A 14735-nucleotide genomic window follows, 5' to 3' on the forward strand; every position below is an offset into this window, starting at 1 on the left:
CGAAAGGGTGCTCCCTAAGGAACACCCTTCACCAATACGCCACATTTAATCGTGTGGTTTTTCTTTCAATGCATCAAACGGCGACTTTTTCCGTTTCCGATACTTGATATGAATCGTTGAGGATTCATAGTCATCGGAAGCCCGGATATCCCGACTCGATACGCGGACGAATGACCAAGCAAGAAGGAACATGATGAAGATAAGCGGGAATCCACCGACGATACTCGCTGTCTGGAGCGTCTCTAGTCCGCCGAGGAACATGAGCGTGAGCGGCATGATAGCAAGCGCGAACGCCCAAAAGAGACGGTTCCAGACAATCGGCTCATCCTCGACATGTTTTTGCGTGACCGATGCCAAGATGTATGATGATGAATCGAACGTTGTCGCCAAAAAGATAATGGCAAGAAGCGTAAAGACGCCGATGACGACTTTCCCGAAAGGCAATTGGCCGATGATGGCGATGATTGTAGGTGCCGGGCCATTCGCCGCCATGTACCCGACAACATCGAACGTCCCACTTAGATGAAGGTAGAGCCCGTAGTTTCCGAGAATCCCAAAGAACAAGATGCATCCGAGCGTTCCGTACACCATCGTCCCAAAGATCATATTCCGAATCGTACGACCGCGTGAGATACGGGCGACGAACAATCCGACGAATGGTGCATAGACAAGCCACCATGCCCAATAGAACACCGTCCACGATTCCGGGAACCCGGTCGATGTGAAGCCACCGAAGTCACCGAACGGTTCCATCCACGTTGCCATCCGGAAAAAGTTATCCATGACGATTCCGACTCCATTGAACGTCGTCTCCATAATGAATCGAGTCGGACCAAAGATAAGCACGAACGTCAAAATCCCAAGGGCGAGCCAGATGTTCAAGTCACTGAGTACTTTGATGCCACCCTTCAGTCCAATGTAAGAACTGATGGCGAAGATGACCGTACAAATCAACATGATGACGGCCTGCATCCCGAGCGTGACGGGAATCCCTGTCAGTTCGTTGACCCCTTCGGCAATCATCGGGGTACCGAGGGCGAGCGTCGTCCCGGCACCACCTAATAATCCAAAGATAAATAAGATATCAATCAATTTACCGAGGGGTCCATCTGCCCATTTTCCGATAACGGGGCGTACCGCTTCACTTACCTTTAAGACGGATTTCTTACGGACGTAAAAGAAATAAGCGATCGGCAGTGCCGGTAACGTATAGATTGCCCAAGCGATCGGTCCCCAGTGGAACATCCCATATGCTGTCGACCATTGAATCGCTTCCGGTGACTCCGGTGTCAGCCCGAACGGCGGACCTTCATAGTAATAGACCCATTCGATGACGGACCAATAGAGGATGCTGGACCCGATGCCGGCAGCAAATAACATCGCCGCCCAAGAGAATGTACTAAATTCGGGTTCTTCATCTTCACGACCTAATTTGATATGACCATTCTTACTGAAGGCAATGAAAATCAAAAATCCGAACGCACCTAAGCCCATTGCTAAGTACAACATGCCGAAGTTAGAGGTCATGTATTCGTTCGCCGCACCGACCCACGCTTTACCGGTCTCTGGGAAGAAGATGAGCGGTAACGTCACCCCTAACAGTAATACAAACGAGCCGATAAAGGTCGGCCAGTCAATCAGTTTCGTCTTCAATTGTCATCACTCCATTTCCACTATGTCTCACGTTACCTTAACAATATTTCCCCAAGCCCTAACACCCAAAACAAAAAAGCATGAGGTGTGTTCCACCTCATGCTGTCGAATCTTATTTTTTCTCAGCGAGCCAAGCAGCGACCGCTGTGATTTCTTCGTCTTTTTCAATGACGTTCGCAGGCATCGCGCCTTGACCGTTTCGAATGACGTTTTCAATCTCTTCTGCCGACAGACGAGCACCGACTTGCTCGAGTGACGGGCCACTCATTCCTTCAAGGTTCGCACCGTGACATGCCGCACAGTTTTGTGCGTATACCGCTTCCGCGTCAACCGATGCCGTGTTCGAGCCCGAATCCCCGTTGCTCGATGTATCCTCTTCTTCACCGCCGCCACATGCGCCGAGTGTCAGCATGGCGCCGAGGCCGATGGCCATCATCCATTTTTTCATAACCACGTTCCCCTCCTAAGTTGTAGAAATGACCTACATTTACCATTATAGCCGTTAACGTATGCTTTCTAACCTAATCTCACGAAAAGTACACAAAGATTCCACAACTTACGGTACGTTGATGTAACGCTTATCGGACGTAAACCCTTGTCCTAGCACCTCATGTGCCTCACTGAAGACAAGGAATGCCTCCGGGTCGAGCCGACGGATGATTTCCTTCAATCGACTCACTTCGCTCTGACGGACAACAATCATGAGCATCGGACGGTCGAGACGTGAGTATGCTCCGATTGCTTGGATCTCTGTCGCACCACGGTCAAGCTCCTCGAAGACGGCCCGGACGATGAAGTCTCGCTTCTCCGAGATGACGTAAGCCATCTTGTCCTGTGTGAACCCGAGCTGGACGAAGTCGATCATCTTGACCGTGATGAATAATGCGATGAGTGCATAGAGCCCGGTCGTGAACGAGAACGTCAAGGCCGCGGTCAAGACGACCATGCCATCGAGGATGGCGATACAGAGATAGAGCGGGATGTGCGTGAACTTATGTAAGATCTGAGCGATCAAGTCCATTCCCCCTGTCGAGGCGCGTCCACGGAAGATGAGTCCGAGTCCGACACCGACGCCGACACCACCGAAGATGGCCGCGAGGAGCGTATCGTCCACAGCCGCACCGGCATCGATCGCCTCATAGAAAAGAATGACACCCGGTAAAAAGATGGAGCCGACGAGCGACTTCACACCGAAGCCGAGGCCGAGGATGGCCCACCCGATAATCAGAAGTAACACGTTCGCCACGAGCTGGAACGCCCCCGGCGAGATGCCGAACAGTTCATAAGTGATGACCGAGATCCCGCTCACCCCGCCTGATGCCAGATTGTTTGGCAACAGAAATAAGCTGAAGGCCGAGGCGACGAACACTGAGCCGGTCAACAAATACAGATAGTCTTTGACGATTTGCTTCATTAAAGAAAGTCTCCTTTACACACAACATGGCCCAAAGACAGGTGTCTTTGAGCCACATGCATCACATATTTGTTTTACGAAGGTAGGCATCGATGAACGGCATGACGTCGCCGTCCATGACGCCACTCGTGTTCCCGACTTCATGGTTCGTCCGGTGGTCTTTGACCATCGAATACGGGTGGAAGACATACGAACGGATTTGGCTACCCCAACCGATGTCCGTCTTCTCCCCACGGATCTCGTCGAGTTTTCGTTGCTGCTCGTCGAGTTCGCGTTGGTACAATTTCGCTTTCAACATCTTCATCGCCGACTCACGGTTCTTGATCTGTGAGCGCTCGGTCTGACACGAAACGACGACGCCCGTCGGCACGTGCGTGATCCGGACGGCAGAGTCCGTCGTGTTGATGTGCTGACCGCCGGCACCTGATGCACGGTACGTGTCGATACGGAGGTCTTCTGTCCGTACTTCGATCTCGATGTCGTCATCGAATTCCGGCATGACGTCACATGACACGAACGACGTATGACGACGGCCAGACGAGTCGAATGGCGAGATGCGGACCAAGCGGTGAATCCCTTTCTCCGCCTTCAAGTAGCCGTATGCGTTATGACCGACGATGCGGAGCGTGACCGACTTGACGCCCGCCTCTTCACCCGGGAGGTAATCGACCGTCTCGACTTTCCAGCCTTGTTTGTCAGCGAAACGTTGATACATCCGAAGGAGCATCGATGCCCAGTCCTGTGACTCGGTACCGCCCGCACCCGGGTGCAATTCGAGGATGGCGTTGTTCGCATCGTACGGTCCGTTCAAGAGGATCTCGAGTTCGAAGTCATCAAACTCCTTCTTGAGCGCTTGAATCGATTCCCCGAGCTCTTCTTGCATCTCGGCGTCCGGCTCTTCCTTGATGAGTTCGAGCGTCACTTCGCCGTCCTCATGTTGGTTCGCGAGGTCTTGATACTTGTCGACCATCGCCTTGAGACCGTTTGACTCGTCGATGACTTTTTGTGCCTTCTCCTGGTTGTCCCAGAAGTCAGGATACGTCATCTCGTTCTCGAGCTCGGCGATACGTGCCTCTTTCTCTGTCAAGTTGAGAGACGCTCTGTAATTCTCGAGGCGTTTCGCCATCGCCTCTAGTTCGTTCCGAATATCTGAAATTTCCATAGTGTGATTCACCTTTCCGTAGGAAAGAGGCGAGCGGACCCGCCTCTTCAATAATTAAGCCTGTTGTCTACCGTGACAGTTCTTGAACTTCTTACCAGAACCGCACCAGCACGGGTCGTTCCGGCCGATGCTGTCTTCTTTCGAACGACGGACCGGCTTCTTCTTGACCGGTGCATCGCTCTTGCCTGATACGGCGACTTCCTCTTCGACGACTTTCTCGCGTCGGAGGTTGTCCCCGACTTCGGCACGAAGAACAAAGCCTGTCACTTCTTCTGAGATCGCCGCGTTCATCGCGTCGAACATGTTAATCCCTTCCGCTTGATACTCACGAAGCGGATCGTTCTGTCCGTAGGCGCGGAGATGAATCCCTTGGCGCAACTGGTCCATATGGTCGATATGGGACATCCAGTGCGAGTCGACGGCACGGAGCACGATAATCTTCTCAAACTCGTTGAAGCGTTCCGGTGGCGCGAGTTCACGTTTCGCCTCGTACTGCTCGTTCACGCGCTCCATGAGAAGCTCGATGATTTCTTCACGCTCTTTGCCGTAGAAGTCTTTGCCTTCGACCGTCTTCTCGAGCGCGAGCGTCTGGTTGGCCCAGTGCGCGAGCTCGTCGATGTTCCATTCTTCCGGTACGAGTTCGATCGGCGTGTATTGACCGACACCGAGTTCGACCGTCTGTGCCATCATCGAACGGACGATATCCGTGACCGACTCGTTCTCGAGGATGCTCGAGCGGTCCTTGTACATGACCTTCCGTTGGTCCGCCATGACGTTGTCATAACCGAGAAGCTGCTTCCGCGCATCGTAGTTGTTTCCTTCGACACGTTTTTGCGCTGATTCGACCGCTTTCGAGACCATGCGGCTCTCAATCGGTTGCGTGTCATCCATCCCGAGACGCTCCATCATGCTTTGGAGGCTATCCGTTCCGAAGCGACGCATGAGCTCATCTTCGAGTGATAAGTAGAACTGGGATTTACCCGGGTCCCCTTGACGGCCCGCACGACCACGTAGCTGGTTATCGATTCGGCGTGATTCGTGACGCTCTGTCCCGATGATGTAAAGACCACCGAGGTCGATGACACCTTCTCCGAGCTTGATGTCGGTACCACGACCGGCCATGTTCGTCGCAATCGTGACGGAACCTTTTTGACCGGCGTTCTCGATGATTTCCGCCTCACGCGCGTGGTTCTTCGCGTTTAAGACATCGTGACGAATCTTCTTCTTCGTCAAAAGCTTGCTCAAGTATTCAGATGTCTCGACGGCGACCGTACCGACGAGGATCGGTTGTCCCGTCGCGTGAACTGCCGAAATCTCTTCCACGACGGCTTTGAACTTGCCTTCCATCGATTTGAAGATGAGGTCTGCCTTGTCATCCCGGAGAATCGGTTTGTTCGTCGGAATCGTCACGACTTGCATGTTGTAGATGTTACGGAACTCTTCTTCCTCTGTCTTCGCTGTACCGGTCATCCCGGCAAGTTTCTCGTACATCCGGAAGTAGTTCTGATACGTGATTGTGGCGAGCGTCATCGATTCGCGTTGAATCTCGACACCTTCTTTCGCCTCGATTGCCTGGTGAAGACCTTCCGAGTAGCGGCGTCCGTCCATGACACGACCCGTGAATTGGTCGATGATCATGACTTGCCCCTCACGTACCATATAGTCGATATCGTGATGCATGACCGCGTTTGCACGAAGGGCGAGCCCGACGTGGTGGTTGACGGCGACGTGCTCGATTGCGAACAGGTTGTCGATGCCGAAGAACTTCTCGGCGAGGTCGACCCCTTGGTCCGTCAAGAGGACCGACTTCGTCTTCACGTCGACCGTGTAATCGTCTTCCTCTTTCAACGTACGGACGAACGCATCCGCGCGCGTGTAGAGTTCAGTCGACTTTTGAGCCGATCCTGAGATGATGAGCGGAGTACGCGCCTCATCGACGAGGATTGAGTCGACTTCATCGACAATCGTGTAGTAGAGCTCACGTTGAACACGGTCTTCTTTATAAAGGACCATGTTGTCACGGAGGTAATCGAATCCGAGCTCGTTGTTCGTCGAGTACGTGATATCACAATTATAGGCCGCTTGTTTCTCGACACGGTCCATGTTCGACACGTTGAGGCCGACTGAAAGACCGAGTGCGAAGTAGAGCGGCTCCATGAGTTCTTTATCTCGTTTCGCCAAATATTCGTTGACCGTTACGACGTGTACGCCACGGCCAGTGAGCGCGTTCAAGTAGACAGGAAGTGTCGCGACGAGCGTCTTCCCTTCACCGGTTTTCATTTCGGCGATGTCGCCGTTATGGAGCACATAGCCCCCGATGAGCTGGACACGGTAATGACGCATCCCGAGCACACGCTCCGATGCCTCACGACAGACCGCGAACGCCTCCGGCAAGAGATCGTCAAGTGTCTCGCCTTTTGCCAGACGTTCCCGGAACTCTTCCGTCTTCGCCTGAAGCTGTTCGTCGGACAATGCTTTGATTGGTTCGGCGAACGACTCGATCAAGTCGGCCGCTTTCTCTGCTTTTTTCAACATTCGTTTCTGTGGAGCAAATAACTCTTTCAAAAAGTTCGCCATACTCATATCTCCTCTGCACTCACTAAAAAATGCATGTTTTTTCCCTAATGTACAGTTTAACCGAAGTGGTGCCACCTTTCAAGGAAAGGCAAAAGGAAACGACCCCCCGAAGCCGGGAGGTCGTGTAGTGTCAAGTTTATTATTCAGGTTCGATCAAGCCGTACTTCCCATCTTTACGACGGTAGACGACGTTCGTGTTGCCCGTTTCTGCGTCTGAGAAGACGAAGAAGCTGTGACCGAGCATATCCATTTGAAGAATCGCCTCTTCCGTGTCCATCGGTTTCAACGTGAAGCGTTTCGTCCGCACGAGTTCGAGTTCTGCCTCGTCCTCATCGTAGACGGCCGGTGTATCATCAGGTCCTTCTAAAGACTTGAAGTACTCGCCGACGCCACCTTCTTTCCCGCGTCCTTTACGGTTGAGTTTCGTTTTGTGTTTACGGATTTGACGTTCCAATTTATCGACGACGAGGTCGATTGCCGCATACATGTCGAGGTTGATGTCCTCAGCACGGAGCAACAAGTTCGGCATCGGGATCGTCACTTCCACTTTTTGTTTCTCGTTATACACTTTCAAGTTGACGTAAGCCGTCTGTGCATCCGTAGGAGTTGTGAAATACCGAGTCAACTTCTCCAGCTTTTTCTCGACATAGTCTTTGATTGCTGGTGTGACCTCAATGTTTTCGCCGCGAATGTTATAAATCATCTGAACTCCTCCTTAGAAATAACCGCTTGAACCAATGATTCGTCGAACGAGACGGAATCTCCTGCTTCATTTCTTAAAAAAGAAAGGGGAACCAGGTGGCTCACTCATATTATACCCCGAAAACGCTGCGATTGAAAACGTTATCATCAGAAAATAATGACAATTTTGTTCCGAATTCAACATTTCCTAGAACGAGCGAAAGGTATAGAAAGAAAATACCCATTCCACTCATTTTTAAACGCCTTTTTTTATTATGTAGAAAAAATAAAAGCCGACTCCCAAGGGAGCCGGCTTCGTGGTTTGAAATTATAATTTTACAACGTTAGCCGCTTGTGGGCCACGCTCGCCATCAACGATTTCAAACTCTACATCTTGACCTTCGTCAAGTGATTTGTAGCCTTCAGATTGGATTGCTGAGAAGTGTACGAACACGTCTTTGCCGCCTTCAACTTCGATGAATCCAAAACCTTTTTCTGAGTTAAACCATTTTACTTTACCTACCATGTGTAAATCCATTCCTTTCACCATTGGAGAATACAGAGGATTGTCCTCTACGGCTAATCTTACCACCTTCTTGTAAGCGTGACAAATACTTTCTCAAATATTTGTAAACGTTTCGTCATTTGGCTTTCATTGGAATTATATTTCCCTACTTTTCATATTGTCTTGTTGAATTTACATTTTTTGTGATATATCATTGAAGGGATGATTTAGGTTTGTGCCGTTTGTCTTTAGCCGATCCTGAAAATCTAATACGAGGAGGATGGTGCAGCGTATGCGCTCCTACTATTCTGAGGAAAAATATCGCATCACAAAGCGAACCGTGGCGATTCTCCCTTGCTTTGACATCATGAAGCAGTCACGGATCATTCTCGAGGATGGCACCGAGATTTCAACCCCGCTCCGGCCGTACCAGTTGTTGCAACTTTCTTGCCGCCAGTACAACAGCTCGATCGAGGAAAGAATCTTCATCGCCAAACGCGTCGCCGGCGTAAAAGGGAAAGTCCCTGTCGTGATTGAACCGACAACTGGACTCGTCTTCTTCCCGACGAAGTCTCCAAAACGAGACGATTGTGAATGGTATGCCTGGTCCCATATTCGAGACATACTGAACATTGAGGGTGAGCCGAACGGGCTTGTCCTCACGACTGATGGACATCAAATCCAAACGAACGCAACACCGTACGTCCTCCGGAACCAGCTCAAAGCGACAGGTGAACTTGTCGCCCGGTTCCAACAATTGAACGCGAGCCCCGTGCTCGAGTCCTGACACGCCTTCCGTCGAAAAGACGGAAGGTTTTTTTCTATTGTATCGCTTCATTTTTTTAAAAAGAGGTCGATATTATGGTCGAGGTGACAAACATGCAAATTCAAGCCCAAGCGACCGCCGTCAGTTCGGTCTTACCAGGCATCCAGACGAACCGGACGTACAAGGCCGAACTCGTCAAACAAACAGGACCCGACTCCGCGATTGTCAAGATCAACGGTGAAGAAGTCGAGGTCACATTTAAAGATGGGCTTCCGAAAACGAACCCGTTCCAAGTGACGCTCGCCGAACAGGACGGCGTCTTGATGGCGACCGTCGTTCCTCCAAAGGAAGAGACACTTGAATCCGCACCACCTGCGTCCGCGTCGTCAAAGCTTGATGCGAAGATTCAGACGCTCCTCGCTTCCCTTCCACCTGAAGTACGAAGCGCGGTCAGCCGTCTGCTACAATCCGGACGCTTGCCGATGAACGAAGACACGGTACGCCTTCTCGAGACGGCTTTCAAAGGGGACATGCGGGACGTCATCCTACATTTGAAGACGCTCGACACTCCGACCGTTCCTCGTGAGATGGCTCGGGAAATCGCCGTCCTCTCTTTGAACGAAGCGAAACAACAGATCACACCGCCGGCGCCGAACGCTCCTTACCCACAAAAAGAGCGGTATGTCGAACTCGTCAATCTGTCACGTCCCGTGAGTGAACGCGTCACGCCGACACCGGAAACGATTGACCGGGTCATCCGTGACCTCACGCCGACGACACCGATATCATCGCGTCCGATTGAATCTGAATCGCGCCAAGCGATGCCGCTTCCTCCAATCAACGGGAAGCAAGTGATGGTGAAGGAAGTGACGTCACATCTAGCGACCGTCACGAACACGTTCCGAAACGAGCAGGCGACCGTCACGAAACAACTCGGACAAGTCGCTGCGTTGATCGAGACGAACCCGCATGCGGCACGCCCTGCCCTCGAGACCGTCTCGACCCGTCTGACACAACTCGTCCAAAAGACGGACGCCTTGCTTCATACCGACGTGACTCAAGAGAAGCAATTGGTCGCCATGACGGCCAAACTCGACGTCGCGTTGTCGTTGCTTGCGACGAAACCACAAGAGAGTGCGACACTCGTCAAAGAGGTCCGAGCGGCACTGAATGATTTCCGTTATGCGCCGAACCAGACACGCATCGAATATATCCCACACGGGGCGACACGTGCCGGCGAGATGCCGACCGTCGCGCCACTCAAGCTCGATTCGACATTATCTGGACGACACATCCAGGAAGTAGCGCAACGTGTGCAGACACAGGCACAGCTCGCCCAAGCGACGTCCAATACGCCGACATCAGCTTTATCGGTACGTGGAGATACGACGAACCCCGAGGCGCAACGCCTCGCCTCGTTCTTCCAAGTCCAACAGACGCTCAACCGCCTTGATGGCGGTCAGCTCCATCAACTCTTGTTCGCCCTACCGGCAAAAGTTCAAGAGATCGACACCGGAATCCATGTTCATATCCAAAACCGGGAGGCCGGGGACGTTGTCGACTGGGAGAACAGTGTCCTCTACATTCGTTTAGAGACCCCACGTCTTGGAGAAATTGGTGTCAAACTCGAAGCAAAAGATCGAAACCTCCGACTCACACTCGAGCACGACGATTCGACGGTCGAGCGACTCGCTCGTCCCCTTCTCGGGAAAATCGAACAAACGCTCGAGACAATTGGATATAAGAGTGTGACGACCCAGTTCAAACCGCTCACGAAAGCTGATCGTGTCATCGAAGAGCCTACGATAGCACCGACGACAGGATATGACTTTAGAATTTAGGAGGTCCCGATGTACCAACGCATGGATTTGACGAAACGTAAGACGGCCGCGGTCGTCCGCTATGATGAAACGACGGATAAAGCGCCCGTCATCGTCGCCCGCGGGACCGGAGCCGTCGCTGAAAAGATTTTACAGGAAGCACGTGCCCGAGGAGTAGCGGTCGAGAACGACCATTCCTTGCTTGGCCATTTGCTCGACCTTGACCTAGGAGACGCCATCCCACCCCAACTTTATGATGTGATGGCAGAAGTGTTGTTGTTGATAGAGGAACTTGATTCGATCAAAGGAGAACAAAGATGAATTCAACCCAATTATATGAAATGAGGCCGGAAGAGCTGACTCAGGCGATGCTTCACGCACTCGTCTATCACTATAAACATGCGCAAGATTCGACGATTGCCGAACGAAACCGTCATCTTCGCCAAGCCCGTGAACTTTTAGTCAAACTTCACCAAGGACTCCATGACGGCGGCGGGATTATCGCGGCTCAACTGGATGAAATTTATCTATATATGGCAAACGCAAGCGTCGAAGCTATCATCGACCAGGATAAGGAAAAAATCGCCGAACTACATACGCTCGCAAGTGACCTCGATCAAACATGGGGTGAAGCAATGGAGCGTGCCAAGACCCAACCTGTCACGACTGGAGGAAACCGTTATGAAAATTACGAATAACGTCCAAGCATTAAAAGCGTATACATCTCTTTCCCTGAATCAAGCGTCAATGAAAAAAACGATGGATCGCCTCTCAAGTGGGATTCGCATCAACAAGGCATCTGATGATGCGGCAGGACTCGCCATCTCAGAGAAAATGCGGATGCGCCTCGACTCGCTCTCGATGGCAGAACGCAACACGCTCGACAGTATCTCACTCACGCAGACACTCGAAGGCGGGATGAACGAAACACACGCCCTTCTCCAACGGATGCGTGAATTATCGGTTCAATCAGCAAATGGAACGCTCAGTGAAGACGACGCCAAAGCTGTCCAGGAAGAAATTAACGCGTTGACTGCCGAAGTGACACGAATTGCCGAAACGACGGAATTCAACTCAAAGAAAATTATGAATGGCGAATACATGCAAGGCAATAATACGTTATTCTTCCAAATCGGTGCAGGTAACAATGAAGCCGTCATCTTAAATGTGGAAGATATGCGGGCGCATGCACTCAATATCACGATGACGACACCCGGTGGCGGAGAACTTCCTGCCGTCGACCATGACAACGATTCGACGACACCCACTGAAACGTATTATGCATTGAGTGTGTTGACACCTGAGGATGCGGGTGATGCCATTTCGAAATTCGATGCAGCCATCAACAAAGTGTCACTCGAACGTTCAAAACTCGGAGCCATCCAAAATCGCTTAGAAGCGAACGTCAGCGTCGTCGCCATCGGCTCAGAAAACTTAACGGCGTCTGAGTCACGAATCCGTGATGCCGACATGGCCCGTGAAATGATGGACTTCGCACGTCTAAACATTTTGAACCAGTCCGGCATGGCGATGATTGCCCAGTCGAACGCATTGCCGCAAGGCGTGTTACAATTATTGAACTAACCTAAAGAAAGGACGGTTGCCCATATGGACATTCGTCGCATCATGGAGACGCAATCGCTCCTCGGCTCAAGTAAGGCAAAGCGCGCCGAAGTCGAACCCGGTGTCTCCTTCCAAAATGTGATCGGTCAGAAGCGCGAAGACCGGGAGCATGAACGCTTCCAACGTCAAATCGCCGCGATTCATGAACAAGGAGAACTTCTAGCTGAAAGTCAGACTGTCGAAGCGCTTGCCGAATACAAACAAATGATTAAAGACTTTATGAAAGAGGCCGTAGACGCGGCACTCCGTCTCGAAGATAAACGCGGATTCAATCGCCGCGGGCGCGCGAAGATTTATAAGGTCGTCGAACAAGTCGACCAAAAACTCCTCGCGCTGACAGATCAGGTCATCTCGGGTGAGGCCTCTCGCCTTTCCCTACTCGACCAAGTCGGTGAAATTCGCGGATTGCTCGTCAATGTCTATGTGTGAGGTGTCGAGATGGCAGAACATTTGTTTTTGAAGAAAGTCAAATGTCCGTATTGTTTACAAGAAAGTAAGACGAACCGTGTCTTATCACGTCACATCCGTCCACTCGAAGTTGAGAAGGATGGCTACACAACGTATGATGGACCGAATCCTTATTTATACGAACCGACCGTCTGTGACCATTGTCACCTCGTCTTCCACGACTCGTTCGACAAGGTGCGCAAACATAACCGAGAAGCGCTTGAGACGAGCTACTTCAATCAAGTGAATCCGGATGTGTTGAAAGGCGACCGTTCATATGAGCACGTCATCCTTCTCTATAAGTTCGCCGTCATGACGGCCCAGTTGAGCGGACAAAAACCATCTGTCATCGCTATGCTCGGGATGCGAATCGTATGGATGTACCGATTGATTGGGGATGCAGCGTCTGAAAAGGAATGGATGCAGCGGACGCTCGATAAATACAATGAGGTGCAAGAAGCGTATACAGACCCGATTCGGACCGGATTACCGTACGACCAGCTCATGTTGCGGATTGCCGATTTGTCGGCCGCGCTTGACTACTACGAGGACGCGCGTCGCTGGTATGGGATTCTCCTCAGCAGTAAGGAAGTATCGGAACGCATCCGGAACCAGGCCCGTGATCATTGGGAAGAGTTTCGATTGGAGCACGCCTAATCAGAAGTGTGGGACCTTGTGTCTCACACTTTTTGAATACAAAAAATCGCACTCATCCACTCACATTCAAACGCAATCGGCACAATTGATGAATAAGAGATCCACGCAACATTGACTACCCAGTACCCTCATGTCGACTATGCGGTGACGTCTTGCAGGATGTATCCCATGGAATCTCAATTGCTATAACATTAATTTAATTTTTAGTGGGATAGATATGGGGTATATTCAAAGCAGATACATACGAAGAGGAGGATCTTTTCATGTTTGAAACGCAATATCTCGATACCGTACGTGCTACGTTTAAAAGCCAGAAACAACTCGCTGAGCGCGCGCTCGTCCAAGTGAGTGAAGAGGACCTGCACAAGACACTTGCGCCGGACACACTCTCGCTCGCCTTGATCATCCAGCACATGGCGAATAACATGAAGTCGCGTTGGACCGATTTTTTGACGACAGACGGCGAGAAGCCGGACCGTGACCGGGACGCCGAGTTCGAGGACCAGCAGCTATCCCGTGCGGAGCTCATGGAGGTTTGGGACGAGCGTTGGCAACTGTTGGATAATGTTTTAGCTGATTTGACACCAGATGACTTAGGGAAGAACGTGATGATTCGAGGGGAAGCCCATTCCGTGATTGACGCGATCGAACGCCAAGTGTCGCATTATGGGTATCATGTCGGACAAATCGTCTATCTGTCGAAGCTATTCGCCGGGAGCGACTGGGATGTGTTGTCGATTCCGTTGCCGCATCAGCGTAAATAACAATTCCTGTTGCAACACTTCAACGAGATATTATTTCAATGAAGCACTTTTTTGGACATCAAGACAATTGAATCAGTCAACTTTAATGGGGGTTACAAAATGGATATGACTTTAAAGCAATTGCCTGAAACTGAAATTGCATTTATCAGACGTACGGGTAGCTATTTTGAACCACAAGAACATTGGGGGAAATTAATACATTGGGCGACGGAACACAACCTTTACCCTCCATCAAGTCAATTTATCGGTATTTCATTAGATAATCCGAACGATGTTGATCCTCATGAATGTAGACATGATGCTTGTGTCACAGTTCCTAAAAACTTTGATAAAACAGGGCACGGGGAGATACAATTTAAAATGCTAGAAGGTGGTCAATACATCGTGCACCATTTCTACGATACTCCAGAAAAACTGAGTGAGACGTATAAATATATTTTTGAAGAATGGTTACTAGAACGCGAATATTCAGTGGACGAATCTAGAAATACCTTGGAGTTCAATTTGAACAATCCAGCTGAAGATCCCGACGGAAAATCTAAAGTCGATTTATATGTACCCATTAAGAATTAAGATTTTACAAAATGAAAAAATTAAGATACAAGGAACTCTCAAAATATGAGAATCCCTTCTTATATTCTCTATGCTAACCACTATGCTTATTGT

Annotated in this window: 16 protein-coding genes; 9 read left to right on the forward strand and 7 right to left on the reverse strand. The window is 50.6% G+C overall.

The features are described from left to right. Positions 1-45: 45 nt before the first annotated feature. From KNO78_RS07255 to cspD, 7 genes are all read right to left on the reverse strand, one after another. Positions 46-1653, reverse strand: coding sequence for a BCCT family transporter (locus KNO78_RS07255; protein ID WP_159562643.1), 1608 nt, complete (start codon positions 1651-1653; stop codon positions 46-48). Positions 1654-1765: 112 nt separating this feature from the next. Next, positions 1766-2101, reverse strand: a complete 336-nt coding sequence (cccB, locus tag KNO78_RS07260) for a cytochrome c551 (protein ID WP_031422851.1) — start codon at positions 2099-2101, stop codon at positions 1766-1768. 108 nt (positions 2102-2209) lie between these two features. After that, entirely contained in the window at positions 2210-3067 is an 858-nt protein-coding gene (locus KNO78_RS07265; protein ID WP_214690649.1) for a YitT family protein, read from the reverse strand. Between the two features lie 61 nt (positions 3068-3128). Next, positions 3129-4229, reverse strand: coding sequence for a peptide chain release factor 2 (gene prfB / locus KNO78_RS07270; RefSeq protein WP_035387837.1), 1101 nt, complete (start codon positions 4227-4229; stop codon positions 3129-3131). Between the two features lie 54 nt (positions 4230-4283). Then, positions 4284-6806, reverse strand: a complete 2523-nt coding sequence (gene secA / locus KNO78_RS07275; protein WP_159562644.1) for a preprotein translocase subunit SecA — start codon at positions 6804-6806, stop codon at positions 4284-4286. A 139-nt stretch (positions 6807-6945) separates the two neighbouring features. Next, entirely contained in the window at positions 6946-7509 is a 564-nt protein-coding gene (hpf, locus tag KNO78_RS07280) for a ribosome hibernation-promoting factor, HPF/YfiA family (RefSeq protein WP_012726945.1), read from the reverse strand. A gap of 306 nt (positions 7510-7815) precedes the next feature. Further along, on the reverse strand, positions 7816-8013 hold the full coding sequence (gene cspD / locus KNO78_RS07285; RefSeq protein ID WP_012726946.1) for a cold-shock protein CspD: 198 nt from the start codon (positions 8011-8013) through the stop codon (positions 7816-7818). 271 nt (positions 8014-8284) lie between these two features. Here cspD and KNO78_RS07290 point away from each other — a divergent pair, with 271 nt between their 5' ends. The 9 genes from KNO78_RS07290 to KNO78_RS07330 all read left to right on the forward strand — a co-directional run bounded on the left by KNO78_RS07290 (position 8285) and on the right by KNO78_RS07330 (position 14642). Further along, positions 8285-8779 carry a competence protein ComK gene (locus tag KNO78_RS07290; RefSeq protein WP_031422844.1) on the forward strand — a complete coding sequence of 165 codons (495 nt, stop codon included), beginning with the start codon at positions 8285-8287 and terminating at the stop codon, positions 8777-8779. A gap of 74 nt (positions 8780-8853) precedes the next feature. After that, positions 8854-10599, forward strand: coding sequence for a hypothetical protein (locus KNO78_RS07295; protein ID WP_214690648.1), 1746 nt, complete (start codon positions 8854-8856; stop codon positions 10597-10599). Positions 10600-10608: 9 nt separating this feature from the next. After that, positions 10609-10899, forward strand: a complete 291-nt coding sequence (locus KNO78_RS07300) for an EscU/YscU/HrcU family type III secretion system export apparatus switch protein (protein WP_047795070.1) — start codon at positions 10609-10611, stop codon at positions 10897-10899. After that, on the forward strand, positions 10896-11276 hold the full coding sequence (locus KNO78_RS07305) for a flagellar protein FliS (RefSeq protein ID WP_159562646.1): 381 nt from the start codon (positions 10896-10898) through the stop codon (positions 11274-11276). Before KNO78_RS07300 ends, KNO78_RS07305 begins: the two co-directional genes overlap by 4 nt. Next, a complete protein-coding gene (locus tag KNO78_RS07310; RefSeq protein WP_159562647.1) occupies positions 11260-12162 on the forward strand; it encodes a flagellin N-terminal helical domain-containing protein in 903 nt (300 codons plus the stop codon). Before KNO78_RS07305 ends, KNO78_RS07310 begins: the two co-directional genes overlap by 17 nt. A gap of 24 nt (positions 12163-12186) precedes the next feature. After that, positions 12187-12630, forward strand: a complete 444-nt coding sequence (locus KNO78_RS07315) for a YaaR family protein (protein WP_074036246.1) — start codon at positions 12187-12189, stop codon at positions 12628-12630. Between the two features lie 9 nt (positions 12631-12639). Next, positions 12640-13305, forward strand: coding sequence for a DUF2225 domain-containing protein (locus KNO78_RS07320; RefSeq protein WP_214690647.1), 666 nt, complete (start codon positions 12640-12642; stop codon positions 13303-13305). 263 nt (positions 13306-13568) lie between these two features. Then, positions 13569-14069 carry a DUF1572 family protein gene (locus KNO78_RS07325; RefSeq protein WP_214690646.1) on the forward strand — a complete coding sequence of 167 codons (501 nt, stop codon included), beginning with the start codon at positions 13569-13571 and terminating at the stop codon, positions 14067-14069. Between the two features lie 99 nt (positions 14070-14168). Then, complete coding sequence (locus KNO78_RS07330) at positions 14169-14642, forward strand: AraC family transcriptional regulator (RefSeq protein ID WP_078147329.1); 474 nt, start codon at positions 14169-14171, stop codon at positions 14640-14642. Positions 14643-14735: the final 93 nt, after the last annotated feature.

Origin of the sequence: Exiguobacterium sp. s132 (assembly GCF_018617235.1) — a bacterium.
Classification (GTDB): domain Bacteria; phylum Bacillota; class Bacilli; order Exiguobacteriales; family Exiguobacteriaceae; genus Exiguobacterium; species Exiguobacterium profundum.